We start from the raw sequence: 21,554 nt of genomic DNA, 5'->3' as shown, positions 1-21,554 counted from the left end.
GTTTGAAAAGAAGGGGCTGCCCGCCTGACGATGTCAGCGAGTAATGCAAATGTCTATGAATGCGTTCATACCCATGTGGACCCGATACACCGTCCTTGCCCCGTCTGTCCAGCGAAAGCGTGACAACCGGCTCTCTTGACCTTTCCGGCGATGCTGTCACAAGGCTTTTTCATGGCACGAGCGAAACTAACAATCGACCTTGATGCGCTTTGCGACAACTGGCGAGCGCTCGACAGGCATTCAGGCAATGCGATGGCGGGTGCCGTCGTGAAAGCCGATGGATACGGGCTGGATTCCGGGCGCGTTGCCGTTGCATTGGCCCAGGCCGGAGCACGGCATTTCTTCGTAGCTCTGGCGGAAGAAGGAGCGCGGGTCCGGCAGGCGATTGGCGAAGGCATCCCCGTTTCGGTCTTTTCGGGCCACATGGCCGGCGACGCTGCGCTTCTGCGCGACTTCGAACTGACGCCCATGCTGAATTCACCCGAACAGGTCAAACGCCAGTTCGATGCCTTGCCCGCTGCGCCGTTCGGCATACAGCTTGATAGCGGCATGAACCGTTTGGGTATGGAAGCCGCTGACTGGGCCGCTGTTCGCGGCGACGTTCTGGCCCGCGACCCCGACCTGATCATGTCGCACCTTGCCTGCGCGGATGAGCCGGACCACGAGATGAACGCAAAGCAGCTTCGCGCTTTTCGGGACATGACGGATGACGCCGGTGTGCCGCGATCCCTGTCGGCGACGGGGGGCATCCTGCTGGGACCGGACTATCGTTTCGAGCTAACCCGACCGGGGGTCGGGCTCTACGGTGGCGCGCCCTTCATGGATGCCAAGCCAGTCGCGCATCTGAAGCTGCCCGTGATCCAATGCCGTGATCTGGAAGCGGGCGAAGCAGTGGGCTACGGGGTGACCTGGCACACTGATAAGCCTGCCCGTATCGCAACGGTGGCAGCCGGATATGCTGACGGGCTGATCCGCGCCATGTCGAACCGCGCCCGCCTGTTTGCCGATGATGTCGCCTGCCCGCTGGCTGGCCGCGTGTCGATGGACCTGCTGACCGTCGACATCACCCATCTGGATAATGACCCAACATGGTTCGAACTTTTGGGGCACAACCAGACCGTTGACGATGTGGCCGACGCCGCTGGAACCATCGGATATGAAATCCTGACCTCTCTGCGCAGCCGCTACGAGAGGGTCTACACCGGAGAATACGCATGAGCGCAGCCCTTGCCCCTATCGCCTGGGTCGGACGTGGCACGCTGGAGGCGTTGGCCGCCATCGGGCGCGTGTCCTTCTTCGCCGGCAGCACGATCCGGCATGCTTTGACCCCACCATTTTACTGGCGCGAGTTCCTTCAGGCGCTCGTCACCATCGGATGGTTGAGCCTTCCCGTCGTCGGTATGACCGCGCTGTTCACCGGCGGCGCGCTGGCCTTGCAGATCTACGCAGGCGGCTCTCGCTTCAGCGCGGAAACTTTTGTTCCGTCCATCGTCGCCATCGGCATGACGCGGGAGCTGGGTCCTGTTCTGGGCGGCCTGATGGTCGCCGCGCGAGTCGCATCGTCCATCGCAGCAGAACTCGGCACCATGAAGGTGACTGAACAAATTGATGCCCTGACCACCCTGTCGACGAACCCGATGAAATACCTGACGGTACCACGCGTCGTTGCCGCCACGCTCGCCGTGCCCGTGCTGGTGGGTGTGGGCGATGTGATCGGGATCATGGGCGGCTACCTGGTCGGCATCAACAGGCTGGGCTTCAACGAGGCCGCCTACCTGACCAACACATGGAATTATCTTGAGTTCTGGGACGTCGCGTCAGGCCTTGTGAAAGGCGCGGTCTTCGGCTTCGTCGTGGCGCTTATGGGCTGCTACTTCGGCATGAATTCGGGCCGCGGTGCACAAGGTGTGGGTGCGGCAACGAAAGCCGCTGTCGTCGCGGCGTCGGTCCTGATCCTTGCCACCAACTACCTGCTCACCGAGGCATTTTTCTCGTCATGATCAACCTATCCAGCGTCCAGAAGGCCTTCGGGTCCAACGAAGTTCTGCGTGGCATCGACCTAGATATTGCGCGGGGCGAAAGCATGGTGATCATTGGTGGTTCCGGCACAGGAAAGTCGGTGCTGCTGAAATGTATCCTCGGCCTTATCAAACCAGATAACGGCATGATCAAGGTCGACGGGGTGGATGTGGAAAAGGCTGAACGCGATGCGTTTCTGGCGCGGTTCGGCATGCTGTTTCAGGGCGGCGCGTTGTTTGACAGTCTGAAGGTCTGGGAAAACGTCGCCTTCCGGCTACGCCACGGGACTTTGAAACGCCCCAAGGATGAAGCACGCGACATCGCTATCGAAAAACTGCGCCGCGTGGGGCTGAAAGCATCCGTCGCTGACCAGTTCCCGGCGGAATTGTCCGGCGGCATGCAAAAGCGCGTCGGTCTGGCCCGCGCGATTGCGGCGGAACCGGAGATCATCTTCTTCGATGAACCAACGACCGGGCTTGATCCGATCATGTCCGGCGTCATCAACGATCTGATCCGGGAAATCGTGGTGGAAATGGGCGCAACGGCAATGACGATCACCCATGACATGACATCTGTGCGCGCGATTGCGGACAAGGTCGCGATGCTACATGCGGGCAAGATCCGCTGGACCGGTCCCGTCGCGCAGATGGACGATTCGGGCGATCCCTATCTGACGCAGTTCATCTCGGGCAGTGCCGAAGGCCCCATCGAAGCGGTCCGGTGAAACACCTCACCCGCATCGCGAACCTGTTGCTGCTCGTCGCATTTCCGGTGGCATGGGGCGCGCCGTTGATGCGGGCGGGTTTGTTGCCCTTCTTCGGTATGTCGGAGATTTCGGTCCTTTCCGGGATCGGTGTGCTGTGGGAAAGCGATCCGTGGCTCGCCTCGCTCGTCATCCTGCTGGCCATTGTCGCGCCCTACCTCAAGACGCTCGGGCTGGCGGGGATACAGTTCGGCTATCTCACGGACCGCTTCCGGCCTGTCATCAGGTTTCTCGGACGTCTGGCCTTCGCGGACATCTTCCTGATCGCGCTTTACGTGGTCATCGCTAAAGGCGTGGGCGTCGGTCGCGTAGAGCCCGCATGGGGGCTTTGGCTGTTTACCGGCTGCGTCATCGCCTCGCTCATGTTGAGCTATCTCAGCCCCAAGGCACGATAGCCCTTGTCGATCACCGCAGGCTGAGGCTACGCACAGGCATGGCAAAAACCCTTTCTTTCACATGCACATCTTGCGGCGCGGGTTACGGCAAATGGTCGGGCCGCTGCGACGCCTGCGGCGCTTGGAACACCATCGCTGAAGAAAAACCGTTGGCAGCGCCTTCCTCCGGCAGATCGCTGGGGATGAAGCGCGGTGCGAAGGTGCCGTTGATGGATCTGGCCACACCAGAAGACCCGCCCGAACGGACCCGAAGCCGCGTGGACGAACTGGACCGCGTCCTTGGCGGCGGCTTGGTTCCTGCTTCGGCCACGCTGGTGGGCGGCGATCCGGGCATCGGTAAGTCCACCCTGCTTCTGCAAGCAGCAGCGGCGTTCGCCCGGCGGGGGCTCGACGTGATCTATATCTCGGGTGAAGAAGCCACGGCACAGGTCAGGATGCGCGCGCAGCGGCTGGGGCTGGCCGATGCGAACGTCAAACTGGCGTCCGATACCAACCTGCGCGATATCCTGACGACGGTTGAGGCCGAGAACCCCGCCCTCGTCGTCATCGATTCGATCCAGACCATGTGGCTCGACACCGTGGACAGCGCGCCGGGGTCTGTCGCGCAGGTCCGCGCCGCCGCACATGAGCTGGTAAGCTTCGCCAAGCGCAAGGGCATCTCGGTCGTATTGGTGGGTCATGTCACCAAGGAAGGCCAGATAGCCGGTCCCCGCGTGGTCGAACACATGGTCGATACCGTCCTCTACTTTGAAGGCGAACGGGGTCACCAGTTCCGCATCTTGCGGGCAGTGAAAAACCGGTTCGGACCCGCAGACGAGATCGGCGTTTTCGAGATGACCGGTGCGGGACTTGCTCAAGTCGGCAATCCATCAGCGCTGTTCCTGTCGGATCGGGGCGAACCCGTGCCCGGCGCCGCCGTTTTTGCAGGGATTGAAGGCACGCGACCCGTGCTGTGCGAAATGCAGGCCTTGGTCGCCCCCTCGCCATTAGGACAACCCAGGCGGTCCGTGGTGGGCTGGGACAGCGGACGGTTGGGCATGGTCCTGGCGGTGCTGGAGGCCCGCTGCGGCATCCCGTTCACCGGCCTCGATGTCTATCTGAACGTCGCGGGCGGCCTGCGGGTGTCGGAACCCGCAGCAGATCTGGCCGTCGCTGCGGCCCTGCTGTCGGCGCGAGAAGATACCGCTCTACCGCCACATACGGTAGTCTTTGGTGAAATTAGTCTCTCTTCTGCACTACGTCCTGTCGCTCAGACCGAAAACAGGTTGAAAGAGGCGCGAAAACTTGGTTTTTCCAATGCGATCCTGCCCGCTGGCAGCAAAACCGGTGTAAGCGCAGACATGGCAGTAAAAGAATTGGCCGACCTCACCGCCTTTGTCGGCGACGTGTTCGGCGCCGGATAAAGGCGAAAAGGAACAGGCATGGAAGGTTTCACGATTGTTGACGGGGTGGTGGCTGCGGTCATCGTGATCTCGGCGCTTCTGGCCTATTCGCGCGGCTTGGTGCGCGAACTGATGGCGATCGCGGGCTGGGTTGCCGCCGCGATTCTCGCCTTCCTCTTCGCACCGAATGTGGAGCCGTTGGTCAAGGAAATCCCTTATGTGGGTGATTTCCTGCGAGACAGCTGCGAACTTTCAATCATCGCGGCGTTTTCGGCAGTTTTTGCGCTGGCACTGATCGTAGTGTCCGTATTCACTCCGCTGTTCTCGACCGTCGTTCAACGATCTGCACTGGGTGGCGTTGATCAAGGGTTGGGGTTCCTGTTCGGCGCGCTGCGCGGCATCCTTTTGGTTGTCGTTGCACTGATCGTCTATGACCGCGTCGTCGTCACCCAAACCTCGCCGATGGTCGAAAACAGCCGCACGGCCGCGATCTTCGCGGGCTTTCAGGAAAATCTCGACGACAAGATCCCTGAAGACGCGCCAGGCTGGGTCCTGGGCCGCTACGAGGAACTGGTTGGAAGCTGCGGTGCGCCCGTGGAATCGGCGGAACCGGCCCCCGTTGAACCCACAACGGAGCAATAGCTTCACAATTTGTGATCGTTTCGTGACATGCCGGTGCAATGCGACTATGTGACTGTCGTAGTAGTAGCCTTACCGGATTCGGAGCCATCGCTGTGACGCGCGACCCAAAACCCGCCCTGACCGCCATCGGACAGGACGACAACGGCAGTGCTTGTCCAAGCCACCCCTTTGACGACGACAAGCTGAAAGAAGAATGCGGAATCTTCGGCACCATCGGTGTTGCTGAAGCCGCCAACTTTACTGCCTTGGGGCTGCATGCGCTGCAGCACCGTGGTCAGGAAGCGGGTGGCATCGTTGCCTATTCGCCGGATAGCGGATTCAACTCGGTCCGGCGCTTTGGTTATGTCCGCGATAACTTCACGTCGCAGAAAGTGATGGAGACGCTGCCTGGCCAACTGGCCATCGGGCATGTGCGCTACTCCACTTCCGGCAACAAGGGGCAGACCGCGATCCGCGATGTGCAACCCTTTTTCGGTGAATTCTCGATGGGCGGCGCCGCCATCGCTCATAACGGCAACATCACCAATGCCGACGAACTGCGCCGCGAGTTGATCGAGCGCGGATCGATCTTCCAGTCATCATCCGACAGCGAATGCATCATCCACCTGATGGCGCGGTCACTGCAAAAGAACATCCCCGAACGCATGAAAGACGCGCTGCGGCGTGTCGAAGGCGCGTTTTCCGTGGTTGCCATGACCCGCACGAAGCTGATCGGCGTGCGCGATCCCCTGGGCGTGCGCCCGCTGGTTCTGGGCAAGATCGGTGACGGCTGGGCCTTGGCGTCGGAAACCTGTGCGCTCGACATCATCGGTGCTGATTTCGTTCGCGAAATCGAACCCGGTGAAATGGTCGTTATCACCCGCGAAGGGGTCGAAAGCCATCGCCCCTTTGCGCAAGCCAAGTCGCGCTTCTGCATCTTCGAGCACGTCTATTTCTCGCGCCCGGATTCGATCCTCGGCGGCACCTCGGTTTACGAAACCCGTCGCCAGATCGGTGTGGAGCTGGCCCGCGAAACCCCCGTAGACGCGGACATCGTCTGCCCGGTGCCGGACAGTGGCACGCCGGCAGCGATCGGGTATTCGGCGGAAAGCGGCATCCCCTTCGCGCTTGGGATCGTGCGCAACCAATATGTCGGGCGTACCTTCATCGAACCGACCGAACAGATTCGCAACATGGGTGTCCGGCTGAAGCTGAACGTCAACCGTGCCCTCATCAAAGGCAAACGGGTTGTTCTGGTCGATGACAGCGTTGTGCGTGGAACGACAAGCCGCAAGATCAAGGAAATGATTCTCGATGCGGGCGCGACAGAGGTGCATTTTCGTATCGCCAGCCCGCCGACGTCATGGCCATGCTTTTACGGCGTGGATACGCCGGAGCGGGACAAGCTGCTGGCTTCGTCCATGAGCGAAGACGAAATGTGCGAGCATCTCGGCGTGGACAGCCTGCGGTTTATCTCTCTGGATGGTCTTTACCGCGCGGTGGGCGAAGCAAAGGGTCGCGACCCCAATACCCCGCAATACTGCGATGCCTGCTTCTCCGGAGACTATCCGGTGCGCCCGGCGGATATGGTGGCGCGCGGATTCGAGTTGAAAGCAGCCGAGTGACGGTTCGGTTCCGGCCTCACCATTTTCTTTGCGCCCTGGGCTATGTCGGAAAGGGCTACTCCGACGATTTCATCGCTAATATGACTGCCATTGTCACCGATGGCCTGAAATCAGACGGCGACGAAACCGTGATTGAGGTAGCGCCCGCCGCCGATGATATCTGCGGTCCCTGCCCCAAGCGGCGCGGGATGCTTTGCACAAAACAAACGAAGATCGAGGGTTTGGACAGGGCACATCTTGACGCGCTCGGCCTGAAGATCGGGGACCGGCTTACCTGGGCGCAGGCAAAATCACGCATCCGCGAGCGCGTGCTCCCGGGCGATCTGTCGGGCCTATGTAACGGTTGCGAATGGCTGAAACTGGGACTTTGCGAGGCCGCGCTGGAAGAGCTGCACGCCACGCCCTAATCGGGCTTGCGCGCTATGGTGAACAACGCCTTGCGTGGCCCTGGCAGCCAGCTTTCAGTGATCTCGAACCCTACTTCCCAAAGTCTCCTGTCGTAGTCGTCTTGCGTGAAGAAAACAACGGATGGCAGCAGCCCGACAGCACGCCCAAGAGGAACCACAGGGCGCAAGAATGCCATCGAATCGCGCAGACATGCCGTGCTGGTCACAAAGTAGCCACCCGGTCGCAGCATGCGAAAGCTCGTCCGGATTGCTTGGCGCCATTCTGGCAGAAGGTGCAGGATGTTCAGGCCCAGCACCATGTCGAAGCACCCCTCGTCCACGATCATGGCGTCGAAATCCTGCCGCCTGAAGGTGACGTTCTGAATCCCCTGTTCGGTGGCTTTGAGGCGGGCGATTTCTATCATCTTCGGCGAGACATCGGTTGAGACGATGTGGGCCACGTGCGAAGCATGCTTCAACGCGGTGGAACCGGTGCCACAGCCGAACTCAAAAACCTCCATCTCTGGCCGCATCAGCGCCTGCGTCTTTGCCAGCTTTGCCTGATAGGTCTCTTCATCCGACACGGGAGAACGCGCGTAACGTTCCGCGAACCGATCCCAGAATCTGGCTGCATCTGCCATGTCTATGCCTCACGCACTGATTTTCGCATGAATGTCCGGATAGATGGACCCAAGATCAAGCAAAGGAATCCCGACTTGCGCCTTTCACGCGACAACCGCCACGACCTCGACGCTCGTGGAAACTTTGCGGCGCGCTGCGCGTTGGCCCCGCATCGAGACAAGGAAAGGGAGAACACCGTGTCATATCTGGTCAAAGCCGCTTTTGCGGCATCCGGTCTACTTGGCCTCGCCGCCTGCGAGGAGTCTGTAGAAATTTACAGTGACGCCACCCCCGCTGAAACGAGTTGCCTGTCGGCGGTGGCTGCGGAGACCAACTTCGGCAGTGTAACGCTTCTGGGATCCGAGGAAACGACCGCGGGCACGAATGTGATGGTGTCCGTGGGTGAGGAAAACGCTTCCTGGCAATGTCTGATCACCGAAGATGGAGCGATTGCACAAGTACTGAACCCGGATGGCGAATCGGTCAGCTTAACAAACCCTTGATACGATAAAGGCCGCCCAAGGGCGGCCTTTAAACTGTGGAGACGAGTGTCCGGTCAGCGTGTCTTGCGACCGCCGAACGCAGCCCATCCGCCTGCCAGCGCGACGGCTGCAAGCGTGGACTTGACGACATCACCAACCAAGAATGGCAGCACCCCGGCCTGAATCGCACCAGTCAGATCAAGCGGTGTCGCGGCCCAGATCCATGCAGCGCCCGGAACAAACAGAAGCGTTGCGGGAATGAAAGCAGCCAGGAACATGCGCAGACCACCACGACCGAAGCCATTCTCAGCCATCCAGCCTGTCATCCAGGCCATGCCAACAAAGCCCCACAAATAGCCGGCGGTGGGACCGAAAAGATGTGCTGCACCTGCATCGCCACCCGAAAAGACAGGCATGCCAGCCGCACCCTGCGCCAGATAGACCATCAGCGTGATCGCGGCGAGGCGCGCCCCATATGTCAAACCGATGACGGAAATCGCCAGCGTCTGAAGCGACATCGGCACCGGCAACATCGGCACTTCAACCTGGGCGCCCATCGCGACCAGGAATGTGCCTGCAGCCACCAGCCCAATTTTTCCCATCAGCGAGTCGGAGGGCAAAATTGCCTGTCTCAATACGGTTTCGCGGTTCATCGCGGGTCCTTCCCTGAGAGTATCGTTCCACTCGTTTTTCGCGCCTGCGACATGAAAGTCAAGCGCGCGCTCTTGTGTTTCAGCCCGCTTGGCGTCAATTGGGAACCATGACACCGACAGATAAAATCGCATTGGTCACAGGTGCCTCGCGCGGGCTGGGCGCTGCAATGGCAGAACAACTAGCCACTCGAGGCTATCACGTTCTGGCGCTGGCGCGGACATCGGGCGCTCTGGAAGAACTCGACGACCGGATCAAGGCAGCAGGTGGATCGGCGACGTTGGCGCCGATGGACATCACAAATGATAACGCGATGCAGCATCTGTGCCGATCGGCACATGAGCGTTGGGGCGGAATCGATCTGTGGGTGCATGCCGCCGTTCACGCCGCACCGCTGTCGCCTGCCACGTCCATTGACCAAAAGGACTGGGACAAGAGCACGTCGATCAATCTCGATGCAACACGCCGCCTGATCGTCTATGTCGCACCGCTGTTGCAAGCGCGGACAGATAGCAAGGCGCTCTTCTTCGACGACACCGGGATCGCCGGCAAGTTCTTCGGATCTTACGGCGCGACCAAGGCGGCTCAAATCGCTCTGGCACGCTATTGGCAGGCAGAATCTGAAAAGCACGGCCCAAAGGTGCATATTGCGCAACCTGCCCCGATGCCAACGGCAACGCGCGCGCGCTTCTATCCTGGCGAGGAGCGTGACAGTCTGGTCCATCCGATGGACGAAGCCAAACGCATCTGCGCGGAAATTCTGGATCAAGACTGACATCGCTGTCGCGCGGGTGTCACACCCCCATCTATGAGATGCAGGCGGGTTTACCCGCAAGCGATGCTCGACTAATCACGAAGCCGTGGTCTAGCGGAGCATTTCATGCGTATTCTCATTACCAATGACGACGGCATCAACGCGCCGGGGTTGAAGACCCTTCATGCCATCGCCACCGAAATCGCGGGCGATGAAGGCGAGGTGTGGACCGTTGCCCCCGCCTTCGAGCAATCGGGCGTTGCCCACTGCATTTCCTATACGCATCCGACAATGCTCGCGGAACTCAGCGAACGCCGGTACGCTGCCGAAGGGTCACCCGCCGACTGTGTTCTGGCCGGACTGTTCGACGTGATGTCTGACGCCAAGCCGGACCTGGTTCTTTCTGGTGTGAACCGTGGCAACAACGCGGGCGAAAACGTAGTCTATTCCGGCACCATCGGCGGAGCGATGGAAGCCGCACTGCAAGGCGTTCCGTCGATCGCTATGTCGCAATTCATGGGCCCGAACACCGCTGAGCTTGACGACCCGTTCGAGGCCGCCGCAGCTTACGGAGCACAAACGGTCCGCACATTGCTGGACAAGGGTATCTGGGTGCAAAGCGGCTACCGCGTCTTCTACAATGTGAACTTCCCGCCCGTTGCAGCCACAAATGTGAAGGGCACGCGTGTTTCCATTCAAGGTTTGCGCGAGAACACCGGGTTTTCGGTTGAACCGCAGCTTTCGCCATCCGGTCGCCGCTTCATGTGGGTGCGCGGAGGCGACCAACAGATCGACACCGGCGAAGGCACCGATGTGGGCGACAATCTGGCGGGCTATGTGTCCGTCACACCACTACGCGCCGACCTGACCGCCCATGATCTGATCGACGACCTGAAGGAGCGTCTGGCCTGATGGACTCGGCAGAGCAGAAGATGCAGTTCGTCTTCAGGCTGCGATCCAAAGGCGTTACCGATGATCGTGTGCTCAACGCGATGGAAAGGGTGGACAGGCGCCAGTTTCTCCGTGGCACGTTCGAAGCCCGCGCCTATGACGACATGCCCCTGCCCATTTCGTGCGGTCAGACGATCAGCCAGCCCTCCATTGTTGGCTTGATGACGCAAGCGCTGAAGGTCGGTCCGCGCGACACGATACTCGAAGTCGGCACCGGCTCGGGCTATCAGGCCGCGATCCTGAGCCATCTGGCCCGCCGCGTCTATACAGTGGATCGGCACCGCCGCCTGGCCGAACGCGCGGAGACACTGTTCACCGAGTTGGACCTGCACAACATCACTGTTTTTACGAGCGACGGATCGCACGGTCTGCCCAGTCAGGCGCCCTTTGATCGCATCCTCGTGACCGCCGCCGCCGAAGACCCGCCCAGCCCGCTCTTGGCGCAATTGCGCGAGGGGGGTATCATGGTCATACCTGTCGGGCAGTCGGATACCGTGCAAACCCTGATCAAGGCCACGAAAACCGCCGACGGCATGGAATACGAAGAGCTTTGCCCGGTTCGCTTCGTCCCCTTGCTAGAGGGGTTGGGTGACGGGTAAGACACTGGCAGCCCGCAAAGAACGGGCGCTGCATGAGGAACGAGCCGATGACACAGTCCCGCCCCACCGTCCGCCTCCTTTCCGGGACCGCTTGCGTGGCGTTTCTGGCGCTCGCCGGATGCGCGAATGTTTCCGTCCCCGGTTATGGATCGCTTGATACGCTATCGCCTTCCGGCCAGCCCGCCGTCCCGACAACGGCGCGGCCCGAACCCGACGCGCGAGGCGTCATATCATACCCGAACTACCAGGTCGCTGTCGCGCGTCCGGGCGATACGGTCAACGGCATCGCCGGGCGTCTGGGTATCTCCGGCAATGATCTGGCCCGTACAAACGGCCTGCCGGTTGATGCCGCGCTGCGATCAGGCGAACTGGTCCTGCTGCCCACCCGCGTGGCCGAAGCGCCCGGATCAAACACGCTCAACAGCGGAAGCGTAAGCGTGGAAACGCTTGCCGGTGACGCGCTGAATCGCGCGAGCGGCACCGGAACGACCACGGCTTCACCCACGACACCCAGTAGCACAGAGCCCGTCCGCCACCGCGTCGCGTCTGGCGAAACCGCCTACTCCATTGCCCGCAGCTACAACGTTTCGCCGCAGGCATTGGCCCAGTGGAACGGGCTGGATTCCAGCCTTTCGGTGCGCGAAGGTCAGGTTTTGCTGATTCCGACAGCGGCGGGCCCCGCCCCGGCTGTCAACAGCGACACGACACCCGGCCAAGGAACCCCTACTCCCGTTCCACCAAGTGCCGATGCTCCGCAACCGGCAGAGAACCCTGCGCCAGCCAGCGAAGCCACGGCGCAGAAGACACAACCCGTTGCGGATCTGAGCGGTCAGCAGACAGCTGCATCCGACAGCGCCAGATTGCTGCAACCGGTGGGTGGCCGTATCATTCGGGGCTATGAACCGAAGAAAAATGAAGGGCTGGACTTTGCCGCCAATCCCGGCACCAATGTACGCGCGGCCGATGGCGGCACCGTGGCTGCGATCACGCGCGACACCGATCAGGTCCCGATCCTCGTCCTGCGCCACAGCGACAATCTGTTGACGGTCTACGCAAATCTCGATGGAATTACCGTCAAGAAGGGTGACTCCGTCTCGCGCGGCCAAACCATCGGCAAGGTCAGTTCGGGTAATAACAGCACGCTTCATTTCGAAGTACGCAAAGGCTTCGAAGCCGTCGATCCGATGCCGTATCTGACGAACTGATCGTTGAAAACCAGCCATCACGCCTGAGGAATTCTGCTCAGGCCTGGTGAAGGATGAATACTTCGCCCTTTTGGGCCTGATGTCCGAGTGCGATGAACGCGTCCTCGTGCTGAAGGGCTGGTTCGTCGCGTTCAGTATGGCAACGCTCGCGCAGGCATTTCGAACGCGCTGCGCCGCTCTGTCTTGTGGCAGCCCTGTCTGTGGTCAGATTCTGGTTCGAAGAGTCCAGCTTGAAAACTCGTCAGCACCGCCACTATCCCAGAATGCGGCAGATCGAGATAGCGTGCATCATCCAACAAGCCCCGCCTGCCCCGGCGATTGATTGGGCCTGGGACCACGCGCCCGAAGTGCTGCTTGGCCGAGTAAGTTCTTTAGAAGACGTTACGCTGGATAGCGCCCATGGCAAAGCAGCTTGGAGGGGTCGTGTCATTCTGTACGGACGCTCTATGCTTCGCTTCTGCCTTATGTGGCCCTGCTTCATCTCGTCATCGTGCGTACTGCCATCGGCGCCTGGCGTCGTCGACCGGGCCGGACGCTACCAAAGCATGAGCGGATTACTGCGTCGCGATCCTTACCCCGCGACGACCTGCCAGATCGGTGAAGTATTGCCAAGCCACCCGACCCGACCGTGCCCCACGCGTTGCCTGCCATTCGATGGCTTCAGCCCAAAGCGTTTCCTCGTCGATGTCGATCCCGTATTCCGCGCAATACCCCCGGATCATGTCGAGATACTCGTCCTGGCTGCAGGGGTGGAAACCCAACCACAGCCCAAAGCGGTCTGACAGGGAGACTTTTTCCTCGGTCGCCTCTGACGGGCTGATCGCGCTGGAACGTTCGTTTTCGATCATGTCGCGCGGCATCAGGTGGCGGCGGTTCGACGTCGCGTAGAACACGACGTTTTCCGGTCGGCCTTCGATGCCGCCGTCCAGAACAGCCTTGAGACTCTTGTAGTGCTGATCGTCATGGCTGAAGGACAGGTCGTCGCAGAACAGCACGAATCTTGCATTCGACGCGCGCAGAATGGTCAGCAGACGCCCGATGGATGGCAGATCTTCGCGCTGTACTTCCACGATCTTCAACGGATGTCCCTGCCGGACGATTTCGGCATGTATCGCCTTGACCAGAGACGACTTGCCCATCCCCCGCGCGCCCCAGAGAAGCGCATTGTTGGCGGCAAGCCCCTTGGCAAATTGCAGCGTGTTATCACGCAGGATATCGCGGGCGCGGTTGATCCCGACCAGAAGCGAGACATCGACCCTGTTTACCTTTTCCACCGGTGCCAGAACGTCGGGCGACGCATGCCAGACAAAGGCATCCGCCACGCTCAGATCAGGGGAAGTTGCGGGCTGTGGGCTCATGCGTTCCAGCGCTTCGGCAATCCGCAGCAGCGTCTGGTCGGTCATGCCTTTGTCTCCGCCTCGGTTGCCTCGTCATCTTCGTCATCATCATCGACCCACAGCCCCTGCGCGCGCAGCTCGGCTTCGCGTTTGCGTTCCACACGCGCGACAAGCTGGATCGAGATCTCATAGAGCCCGTAAACCACAACGAACAGGATCACCTGCGTTATGACATCTGGTGGCGTCACAAGCGCGGCGAGCGTCAGGATGCCGACGATCGCGTATTTGCGCACGTCCTTCAGGCCGCGCGCGGAAACAAGCCCGGCCTTACCCATAAGCGTGAGGAGAACCGGCAACTGAAAGCACAGGCCAAAGGCGATGATAAACTTCAGTGACAGGTCGAGCGACTCGCGGACCGACCCCAGGAACACTGTCTGAAGCTCCGCGCTATCGGCGGATTGTTCGAAATTCCCTTCACCTGCGACTAGGCTGGCAAGCGCGGGGATCGCATCCGAAAACCCGATGAAGAAATTCATCGCAAGCGGCGTCACGATGAAATGTGCGAAAGCGGCACCAACCAAGAACAACGCTGGCGATGCGATGATGAAAGGCAGAAACGCGTTCTTTTCGGATCTGTAGAGCCCTGGCGCGATGAACCGCCACATCTGATAGGCGATCACCGGGAACGACAGGGCCAGACCGCCTATCATCGAAATCCGGATCAGGACGAAGAATTTTTCCTGCGGCGCGGTAAAAATAAGCCGTGGGTCTTCCCCCCGCGCGCGCAGGACATCGGCGATCGGCTGAGATATGAAGTTCAGTAGGGGTTCGGCCACGGTAAAACACAGCACCATGCCGACTGCAAACGCCACCACGGACCAGATCAATCTGGTCCGCAACTCCGCCAAGTGCTCGATCAGCGGGGCGGAGGAGTCTTCGATTTCGTCGTCTTTCATGCGGTCTTGTCATCCACATCGGTGACGGGCGGCTCGGCCTGATGCAGCGCAGCTTCCGCCGCTTCGCGTTCCTTGCGCTCGGTCGCACGGATCGCAGCCGCCTCGTTGATCTTGCGCGACATCTCGGCGCGTTCTTCAGACAGCTTCTGCGTCTCTGTGCCTTGTGGCTTCTTGTCCTTTGGCCCGTCGTCTTCCGGATGCCAGTTCTTGAATTCGTCAGTTGCGTCCTTGAACGCGTCGAGCCCCAGCTTGCGCGGGTTGGACAGGTTACGCAGATCCTTCTGGACATCCTTCACGCCCGCCTCATCGGCGGCACGATCCATGGCCGAGGTAAATTCCCGCGCCATCGCCTTCGCCTGCCCGGTAAATTGCCCAAGCTTGCGGAACATCAAAGGCAGATCCTTCGGTCCGACGACGATCAACGCGACGACCCCGATGACGAGCAGTTCGCTCCAGCCGATGTCTAACATGGTTCAGCCGTCCTTGCGCCGAAGATCAGGCTTTGTCCTTCTCGGCTTCCGGTGTGACGTCTCGCGGCTGCACGGAATCGTCTTCGATTTCCTGGCCGCCTTCCTTCACGCCCTTCTTGAATGCGGTGATGCCTTTGCCGACTTCACCCATCAGCGACGAGATCTTGCCGCGCCCGAACAGCACCAGCACGACAACCGCGATCAACAGAAGGCCCGGCAGCCCGATATTGTTAAGCATTCTTCATTCTCCCTTGGCGTCCCGCAGGTCACCATACATACGATGCAAAACTAGTAATGAACATAAGAGCGGAATCAAATCCCCAAAACCCCGTATCCGAGAAATCGTGACTTTACCTTGCTGCCAGTATGTCTGCGGGGACCGTACCAACCGCCCCCGCAGCGTGTTCATCAGATGGTTGCGTTGGTGGCGCCGCCATCAAGCAAGATGTTCTGCCCGACGATAAAGCCCGAATGGATCGAACACAGGAAGGCACACATCGCACCGAATTCTTCCGGCGTGCCATAGCGGCGGGCCGGAATGGTTGCTTCACGCTGCGTCTTGGCCTCTTCAACCGAAATGCCCTGAGCCTGCGCCGCGCCACCATCGAGCGAAACCGCGCGATCGGTTGCGTGAATTCCCGGCAGCATATTATTGATTGTAACGCCTTTTTCCGCAACCTGCCTTGCGGTGCCGGCAACATATCCGGTCAAACCGGTGCGCGCGGCGTTGCTCAGCCCCAACTGCGGAATTGGCGCTTTGACGGACTGACTGGTGATGTTCACGACACGCCCCCAACCCTTGTCCATCATGCCCGGCAGTGAAGCCTTCATCAGCGCGATAGGTGTCAGCATGTTCGCATCAAGCGCCTTGATGAAATCGTCGCGTTCCCAATCGGACCACAGGCCCGGCGGTGGGCCTCCAGCGTTCGTCACGAGAATGTCAATCGAACCCGCAGCATCCAAAACCAGTTTTTGCCCTTCGGCTGTCGTGATATCGGTCGCAACCGCCGTGACCGCAACGCCATAAGCATCCCGGATCGAGCTCGCAGTTTGCTCCAACGCGTCAGCACCACGCGCGTTCAGAACCAGATCGACCCCCGCAGCGGCCAGTGCTTCGGCGCAGCCCCGACCGAGCCCCTTGGAACTTGCCGTAACCAGCGCGCGCTTGCCTTTGATTCCCAGATCCATCGAACACTCCCTTATTCTAACCAGCTTTGAGCTAGCACAGCCGCCCCGGGCTGCCCAGAGCCTCCGAACCTGTCGCGCCACGTCCCAGATTGCGCCGTCTTCCAAGCGACGCTATATGCCGCTTCATGTTAGATCGCAGCTCAAACGCCCCCGACCTGCCGCCCGAAATCGCACGGCGCCGGACCTTCGCCATCATCTCGCATCCCGATGCGGGCAAGACCACGCTGACCGAAAAGTTCCTGCTCTACGGTGGCGCGATCCAGATGGCTGGACAGGTACGGGCCAAGGGCGAGGCACGGCGTACACGGTCGGACTTCATGAAGATGGAACAGGATCGCGGGATTTCGGTTTCGGCCTCTGCGATGTCGTTCGACTTCGGCGCGCATCGGTTCAATCTCGTGGACACGCCGGGCCACTCGGACTTTTCGGAAGATACCTACCGCACGCTGACAGCGGTGGATGCGGCGATCATGGTCATCGACGGCGCGAAGGGTGTGGAAAGCCAGACCCAAAAGCTGTTCGAGGTCTGCCGCCTGCGCGACCTGCCGATCCTGACCTTCTGCAACAAGATGGACCGCGAAAGCCGCGACACCTTCGATATCATCGACGAGATCCAGGAAAACCTGGCCATCGACGTGACCCCCGCGAGCTGGCCCATCGGCATGGGACGCGATTTCCTAGGGTGTTACGACCTGCTGCGCGACCGGCTTGAACTGATGGACCGCGCCGACCGCAACAAGATCGCCGAAAGCATCCGTATCGACGGGCTAGACGATCCCAAGCTGGCCGAACACATCCCCGAAGCACAGCTTGAACAGTTGAAAGAAGAGATCGAGATGGCGCGCGAATTGCTGCCCACACTCGACCCGCAGGCTGTGCTGGACGGGACGATGACGCCGATCTGGTTTGGCTCCGCGATCAACAGCTTCGGTGTGAAGGAACTGATGGACGGCATCGCGACCTACGGCCCCGAGCCGCAGCCGCAATCGGCCGAGCCGCGCCAGATCGCACCGGATGAAAAGAAGGTTGCGGGGTTCGTCTTTAAGGTTCAGGCCAATATGGACCCAAAGCACCGCGACCGCGTGGCTTTCCTGCGTATGGCATCGGGGCATTTCAAGCGCGGCATGAAACTGACGCATGTGCGGTCGAAAAAGCCGATGGCGATCTCGAACCCTGTGCTGTTCCTGGCCTCCGACCGCGAACTGGCCGAAGAGGCTTGGGCCGGCGACATCATCGGTATCCCGAACCACGGCCAGCTTCGCATCGGCGATACGCTGACCGAGGGCGAGGCGCTGCGCGTCACGGGCATCCCCTCCTTTGCACCCGAGTTGCTTCAAGGCGTGCGTGCGGGTGATCCGATGAAGGCGAAACATCTGGAAAAGGCGCTGATGCAGTTCGCCGAGGAAGGCGCCGCCAAGGTATTCAAACCGATGATCGGGTCGGGTTTCATCGTGGGCGTCGTGGGTGCGCTGCAATTCGAGGTACTCGCCAGCCGGATCGAATTGGAATACGGCCTGCCCGTGCGGTTCGAGCCCTCCCAGTTCACCTCCGCCCGCTGGGTCCACGGCCCCAAGGCCGAAGTCGACAAGTTCACCAACGTCAACAAGGGCCACATCGCGACCGACAACGACGGTGACACTGTCTATCTGACGCGTCTGCAATGGGACATCGACCGGGTGGAGCGTGACTATCCCGAGCTTAAGCTCAGCGCGACAAAGGAAATGATGGTGTGACGCTGCAAAACAGGGTTTTGCCGACGGGAGAGATCGTCGCGGACCCTGTGCGCGGGACAGTCATGGGCAATCGGGGCATCCTGCACTCCGATGACCGAACGCTCCGCACTGCCCGCTGGACGCACCCGCACTGGATCATTTGCCGCCTGGATTTCAAGAACCGGCGGCGTGAGGTCATGGCCCCGCAGCGCTACACAGAATTATTCTTCTACGACGAAGCAGTCGCGCTTTCCGCGGGCCATCGACCTTGTGCCGAATGCCGTCGTGGCGCCTACAATCGGTTTCTGGAATGTTGGGCCGTCGCTTTCGGCAATAAACCTTCAGCCGATAAAATGGACCGAACCCTGCACCACGCCCGTGTCCAGTCGCGCACCCGTCGGCAAATTATCCATGAAGCTGACATCGAAAGCCTGCCCACCGGCGTATTCATCGCGCATGGCGAAACGGTCGGCGTCATTCGGGCCAGGCATTTCGTACCGTTCATTGGGCCGGGCTACGGCGCGCCGAAACCCGTTCCAGCTGGTCGGGCCGTGGTGCTGACCCCTGCCCCGACCGTTGCGGTATTGAAGGCGGGCTACCGTCCCGATATCCGCGCCTGATCGCTCACGCCAGCCTGGCGTCCATGGTGATTTCAGCGTTCAACACTTTCGACACGGGGCAGTTTTCCTTGGCCGTCTGTGCCGCTTCGGCGAAATCATCTTCGGTCGCGCCAGAGATCTTTGCCGTGACATCCAGGTGGATCTTGGTGATCTCGAAACCTTCGCCCACCTGATCTAGCGTGACCTTGGCCGTGGTTGCGATTTCATCCGCTACGAGATCCTTCTGACCAAGGATCATCGACAGCGCCATGGAAAAACATCCGGCATGGGCCGCACCTATCATCTCTTCCGGGTTCGTCCCCGGTTCGCCCTCGAACCGCGTCTTGAACCCGTAGGGCTGATCGCTGATCGCGCCCGACTTGGTAGATACGATACCCTTGCCATCTTTCAGGCCGCCGCTCCATTTCGCTGAACCGCTTGTGACAGGCATGATGCTCTCCCTTTCGAATGATGTAATTCCATGGCACAACACGCGAAACGCATCCGCGTTCCATCAGGCTATGCGATCTCCATGGCTGGATCATGACAAGAGGCCCGCGCAATGGACTACCCCAAACACTGGTCTAATCTGCTGCGCGAGCATTGGAAGTTCCGTGTGCAAGGCAAGACGGCAACAGATCCGAAAGTGATGCTGATTGAACAGGCGCGCGCATTGTACGTCCCCGTCCCGAAAGCCGCGAATTCATCCGCACGGCGCGCGCTGGCCCCGAGTGTCGGCATCGACGGTGCGTCCGTTGGCGATGTGCATAAAGACACGCGCTTGCCCATCCATAAATGGAGCGAGATAGAACCGCGTCTGACCGAGGATTGGTTCTTCTTCACGATCGTCCGCAACCCTTTTACCCGAATTCTCAGCGCCTATCGCGACAAGGTTCTGGACCGGAAGGTGCAGCTTAAAGCCTTGCGTGCAATGGGCATGACCGCCGATGACAGCTTCGAAACCTTTCTCAAGGCCTGCGCACGATGGCCCCGAAAGCTGTTGAACGATCACTTCATCCCGCAGGCTGACCTGCTAAGCAAGCCGTTGGCAACCGGCCGCTTGACCGTCCTGAAATCCGAAGACCTGCCCGATGGATGGTCCGGCATCTGCGACCGGCTCGAAACATCCGGCGTGCCCCGACCTGATCTGATCGGGCATACCAATCGGGCGATGTCGCAGCGTGACAGCGGGTTTTCAGACGCCGAGATTGCGCTGATTCAAAAACTATACGCGGATGATTTCAAATACTTCAGCTACAGTGACACGCCGCCGGTATAAGCCGGAACGGTGAAACGTTGCTCCATTTCAACATGTTCCCTAGCGTCAAAGAACGCGATTTGTTGACGATATCACCCAGTTTCGCTAGGAAGCCGTGCGTGCTATCCTATATTCGCACCATAAGCCCCGATACGACGTGTCCGCGCAAGAATTGCGGACAATCTCCGCAAATTTGCCCAAGTGCGGGACCGACCCCCGCCGAAACGGACCAGTAATGACAAAGTTTACAGACCTGAAACTGGACGCTCGCGTCCTCAAAGCCATTTCCGACGCCGGTTACGAAGTACCGACACCGATTCAGGCAGGCGCTATTCCGCCCGCGCTGGAAGGTCGCGATGTGCTTGGCATCGCGCAAACAGGAACCGGGAAGACCGCGTCCTTCGTGTTGCCGATGCTCACGCTCCTCGCCAAGGGTCGCGCCCGTGCGCGCATGCCGCGCTCGCTGGTGCTGGCCCCCACACGGGAACTGGCCGCACAGGTCGCTGAAAACTTCGACACCTACACGAAGCACATGAAGCTGACCAAGGCTCTGCTGATTGGCGGTGTCTCCTTCAAGGAGCAGGACGCACTGATCGACAAGGGCGTGGATGTGTTGATCGCAACCCCCGGGCGTCTTCTGGACCATTTCGAGCGCGGCAAGCTATTATTGACCGGTGTGCAGGTTATGGTCGTCGATGAAGCCGACCGCATGCTGGATATGGGCTTTATCCCCGATATCGAGCGCATATTCTCGCTCACACCGTTCACACGCCAGACGCTGTTCTTCTCTGCCACCATGGCGCCCGAAATCGAGCGCATCACCAATACCTTCCTGTCCAACCCGGAACGGATCGAGGTCGCACGTCAGGCCACGACATCCGACACGATCAACCAAGGCGTCGCGATCTACAAACCGACACGCAAGGACAGAACCGCCAAGGAGAAACGTGGCCTTCTGCGCTACCTGATCGAAAAGGAAGGTGCGGCCTGCACAAACGCGATCGTCTTCTGCAACCGTAAGACGGACGTCGATATCGTTGCCAAGAGTCTGCAAAAATACGGCTATGACGCGGCCCCGATCCATGGCGACCTGGACCAGAGCAAGCGCACGGAAGTACTGCAGGGATTCCGCGACGGTAATCTGCGTTTTCTTTGCGCCTCCGACGTGGCCGCGCGTGGCCTTGATGTGCCGAGTGTCAGCCATGTCTTCAACTACGACGTCCCGGGACATGCCGAGGATTATGTCCACCGCATCGGCCGTACGGGACGCGCCGGCCGAAAAGGTACCGCGCTGATGATCAGCACACCGAGCGACGAGAAGCTGCTTGCTGCCATCGAGTCGCTCGTTGAGAAGGACATTCCGCGGCTCGAGATCGACTACACCGCAGAACCGCCACACCCCCGCAAGAAAAAAGAAGACGCGCCCGAACAGGCCGCCAAACCCGAACGCAAGACTTCTCAGCGCAAATCGCGCCGTGACACCAAGAGTAGCGACTCAGGTGACAATCGCGTCGTGGGCATGGGCGATCACCTGCCCAGCTTCATAGCGATGAGCTTTGAGGAACGCCGCGCGAGCTAGG

General features: G+C 60.2%; 25 protein-coding genes. 17 read left to right on the top strand and 8 right to left on the bottom strand.

Features of this window, described 5'->3' with window-relative positions; genetic code table 11:
- Nucleotides 1-171 precede the first annotated feature (171 nt).
- The 8 genes from alr to FPZ52_RS03465 all read left to right on the top strand — a co-directional run bounded on the left by alr (nt 172) and on the right by FPZ52_RS03465 (nt 7,212).
- Nucleotides 172-1,218, top strand: coding sequence for an alanine racemase (gene alr, locus FPZ52_RS03500; RefSeq protein ID WP_146363753.1), 1,047 nt, complete (start codon nt 172-174; stop codon nt 1,216-1,218).
- Nucleotides 1,215-2,000 carry an MlaE family ABC transporter permease gene (locus tag FPZ52_RS03495; RefSeq protein WP_146363751.1) on the top strand — a complete coding sequence of 262 codons (786 nt, stop codon included), beginning with the start codon at nt 1,215-1,217 and terminating at the stop codon, nt 1,998-2,000. The genes alr and FPZ52_RS03495 overlap by 4 nt, the downstream gene beginning before the upstream one ends.
- A complete protein-coding gene (locus tag FPZ52_RS03490; RefSeq protein ID WP_146363749.1) occupies nt 1,997-2,743 on the top strand; it encodes an ABC transporter ATP-binding protein in 747 nt (248 codons plus the stop codon). Before FPZ52_RS03495 ends, FPZ52_RS03490 begins: the two co-directional genes overlap by 4 nt.
- The gene (locus FPZ52_RS03485) at nt 2,740-3,177 is read left to right on the top strand and encodes a paraquat-inducible protein A (RefSeq protein ID WP_146363747.1); all 438 of its coding nucleotides are present in this window, start codon (nt 2,740-2,742) and stop codon (nt 3,175-3,177) included. Before FPZ52_RS03490 ends, FPZ52_RS03485 begins: the two co-directional genes overlap by 4 nt.
- A gap of 38 nt (nt 3,178-3,215) precedes the next feature.
- Entirely contained in the window at nt 3,216-4,580 is a 1,365-nt protein-coding gene (radA, locus tag FPZ52_RS03480; protein WP_146363745.1) for a DNA repair protein RadA, read from the top strand.
- Nucleotides 4,581-4,598: 18 nt separating this feature from the next.
- The gene (locus FPZ52_RS03475) at nt 4,599-5,201 is read left to right on the top strand and encodes a CvpA family protein (RefSeq protein WP_146363743.1); all 603 of its coding nucleotides are present in this window, start codon (nt 4,599-4,601) and stop codon (nt 5,199-5,201) included.
- 125 nt (nt 5,202-5,326) lie between these two features.
- A complete protein-coding gene (gene purF, locus FPZ52_RS03470) occupies nt 5,327-6,805 on the top strand; it encodes an amidophosphoribosyltransferase (RefSeq protein WP_240804418.1) in 1,479 nt (492 codons plus the stop codon).
- Nucleotides 6,802-7,212 carry a DUF1284 domain-containing protein gene (locus FPZ52_RS03465; RefSeq protein ID WP_240804394.1) on the top strand — a complete coding sequence of 137 codons (411 nt, stop codon included), beginning with the start codon at nt 6,802-6,804 and terminating at the stop codon, nt 7,210-7,212. Before purF ends, FPZ52_RS03465 begins: the two co-directional genes overlap by 4 nt.
- Here the strand turns inward: FPZ52_RS03465 and FPZ52_RS03460 are convergent.
- The gene (locus FPZ52_RS03460) at nt 7,209-7,832 is read right to left on the bottom strand and encodes a class I SAM-dependent methyltransferase (protein WP_146363739.1); all 624 of its coding nucleotides are present in this window, start codon (nt 7,830-7,832) and stop codon (nt 7,209-7,211) included. The two genes, FPZ52_RS03465 and FPZ52_RS03460, sit on opposite strands and share 4 nt — an antisense overlap.
- A 177-nt stretch (nt 7,833-8,009) precedes the next feature.
- Here FPZ52_RS03460 and FPZ52_RS03455 point away from each other — a divergent pair, with 177 nt between their 5' ends.
- Nucleotides 8,010-8,315, top strand: coding sequence for a hypothetical protein (locus tag FPZ52_RS03455; RefSeq protein WP_146363737.1), 306 nt, complete (start codon nt 8,010-8,012; stop codon nt 8,313-8,315).
- Between the two features lie 53 nt (nt 8,316-8,368).
- Here the strand turns inward: FPZ52_RS03455 and FPZ52_RS03450 are convergent, their stop codons facing one another.
- Complete coding sequence (locus FPZ52_RS03450; protein WP_168201255.1) at nt 8,369-8,947, bottom strand: biotin transporter BioY; 579 nt, start codon at nt 8,945-8,947, stop codon at nt 8,369-8,371.
- Nucleotides 8,948-9,054: 107 nt separating this feature from the next.
- Here FPZ52_RS03450 and FPZ52_RS03445 point away from each other — a divergent pair, with 107 nt between their 5' ends.
- The 4 genes from FPZ52_RS03445 to FPZ52_RS03430 all read left to right on the top strand — a co-directional run bounded on the left by FPZ52_RS03445 (nt 9,055) and on the right by FPZ52_RS03430 (nt 12,454).
- Complete coding sequence (locus FPZ52_RS03445; protein WP_146363733.1) at nt 9,055-9,720, top strand: SDR family NAD(P)-dependent oxidoreductase; 666 nt, start codon at nt 9,055-9,057, stop codon at nt 9,718-9,720.
- Between the two features lie 105 nt (nt 9,721-9,825).
- Nucleotides 9,826-10,611: a 5'/3'-nucleotidase SurE gene (gene surE / locus FPZ52_RS03440; RefSeq protein WP_146363731.1), complete on the top strand. Its 786-nt coding sequence runs from the start codon at nt 9,826-9,828 to the stop codon at nt 10,609-10,611.
- The gene (locus tag FPZ52_RS03435; RefSeq protein ID WP_146363729.1) at nt 10,611-11,249 is read left to right on the top strand and encodes a protein-L-isoaspartate(D-aspartate) O-methyltransferase; all 639 of its coding nucleotides are present in this window, start codon (nt 10,611-10,613) and stop codon (nt 11,247-11,249) included. Before surE ends, FPZ52_RS03435 begins: the two co-directional genes overlap by 1 nt.
- 47 nt (nt 11,250-11,296) lie before the next feature.
- A complete protein-coding gene (locus FPZ52_RS03430; protein ID WP_146363727.1) occupies nt 11,297-12,454 on the top strand; it encodes a M23 family metallopeptidase in 1,158 nt (385 codons plus the stop codon).
- 554 nt (nt 12,455-13,008) lie between these two features.
- Here the strand turns inward: FPZ52_RS03430 and FPZ52_RS03425 are convergent.
- The 5 genes from FPZ52_RS03425 to FPZ52_RS03405 all read right to left on the bottom strand — a co-directional run bounded on the left by FPZ52_RS03425 (nt 13,009) and on the right by FPZ52_RS03405 (nt 16,405).
- Nucleotides 13,009-13,857: an ATP-binding protein gene (locus FPZ52_RS03425; protein WP_146363725.1), complete on the bottom strand. Its 849-nt coding sequence runs from the start codon at nt 13,855-13,857 to the stop codon at nt 13,009-13,011.
- Nucleotides 13,854-14,747 (bottom strand): twin-arginine translocase subunit TatC, encoded by an 894-nt coding sequence (tatC, locus tag FPZ52_RS03420; RefSeq protein ID WP_146363723.1) that lies wholly within the window; start codon nt 14,745-14,747, stop codon nt 13,854-13,856. The genes FPZ52_RS03425 and tatC overlap by 4 nt, the downstream gene beginning before the upstream one ends.
- Nucleotides 14,744-15,217 (bottom strand): Sec-independent protein translocase protein TatB, encoded by a 474-nt coding sequence (gene tatB, locus FPZ52_RS03415; protein ID WP_146363721.1) that lies wholly within the window; start codon nt 15,215-15,217, stop codon nt 14,744-14,746. Before tatB ends, tatC begins: the two co-directional genes overlap by 4 nt.
- Before the next feature lie 25 nt (nt 15,218-15,242).
- Nucleotides 15,243-15,455, bottom strand: a complete 213-nt coding sequence (locus tag FPZ52_RS03410) for a twin-arginine translocase TatA/TatE family subunit (protein WP_146363719.1) — start codon at nt 15,453-15,455, stop codon at nt 15,243-15,245.
- Nucleotides 15,456-15,625: 170 nt separating this feature from the next.
- Complete coding sequence (locus tag FPZ52_RS03405) at nt 15,626-16,405, bottom strand: SDR family oxidoreductase (protein ID WP_146363717.1); 780 nt, start codon at nt 16,403-16,405, stop codon at nt 15,626-15,628.
- 125 nt (nt 16,406-16,530) lie between these two features.
- Here FPZ52_RS03405 and FPZ52_RS03400 point away from each other — a divergent pair, with 125 nt between their 5' ends.
- Both FPZ52_RS03400 and FPZ52_RS03395 read left to right on the top strand, forming a co-directional pair.
- The gene (locus tag FPZ52_RS03400; RefSeq protein ID WP_146363715.1) at nt 16,531-18,138 is read left to right on the top strand and encodes a peptide chain release factor 3; all 1,608 of its coding nucleotides are present in this window, start codon (nt 16,531-16,533) and stop codon (nt 18,136-18,138) included.
- Nucleotides 18,135-18,737, top strand: a complete 603-nt coding sequence (locus FPZ52_RS03395; RefSeq protein WP_146363713.1) for a hypothetical protein — start codon at nt 18,135-18,137, stop codon at nt 18,735-18,737. Before FPZ52_RS03400 ends, FPZ52_RS03395 begins: the two co-directional genes overlap by 4 nt.
- A 4-nt stretch (nt 18,738-18,741) precedes the next feature.
- Here the strand turns inward: FPZ52_RS03395 and FPZ52_RS03390 are convergent, their stop codons facing one another.
- Nucleotides 18,742-19,167 carry an OsmC family protein gene (locus FPZ52_RS03390; RefSeq protein WP_146363711.1) on the bottom strand — a complete coding sequence of 142 codons (426 nt, stop codon included), beginning with the start codon at nt 19,165-19,167 and terminating at the stop codon, nt 18,742-18,744.
- A 111-nt stretch (nt 19,168-19,278) separates the two neighbouring features.
- Between FPZ52_RS03390 and FPZ52_RS03385 the strand changes: the two genes are divergently transcribed.
- The gene (locus tag FPZ52_RS03385; protein ID WP_146363709.1) at nt 19,279-19,995 is read left to right on the top strand and encodes a sulfotransferase family 2 domain-containing protein; all 717 of its coding nucleotides are present in this window, start codon (nt 19,279-19,281) and stop codon (nt 19,993-19,995) included.
- A gap of 214 nt (nt 19,996-20,209) precedes the next feature.
- Nucleotides 20,210-21,553, top strand: coding sequence for a DEAD/DEAH box helicase (locus FPZ52_RS03380; protein WP_146363707.1), 1,344 nt, complete (start codon nt 20,210-20,212; stop codon nt 21,551-21,553).
- Nucleotide 21,554: the final 1 nt, after the last annotated feature.

The organism is Qingshengfaniella alkalisoli (assembly GCF_007855645.1).
GTDB classification, from domain to species: Bacteria; Pseudomonadota; Alphaproteobacteria; order Rhodobacterales; family Rhodobacteraceae; genus Qingshengfaniella; species Qingshengfaniella alkalisoli.
Note: the sequence above shows the minus strand (reverse complement) of the source record. Positions and strands in the feature narration are given on the sequence as shown.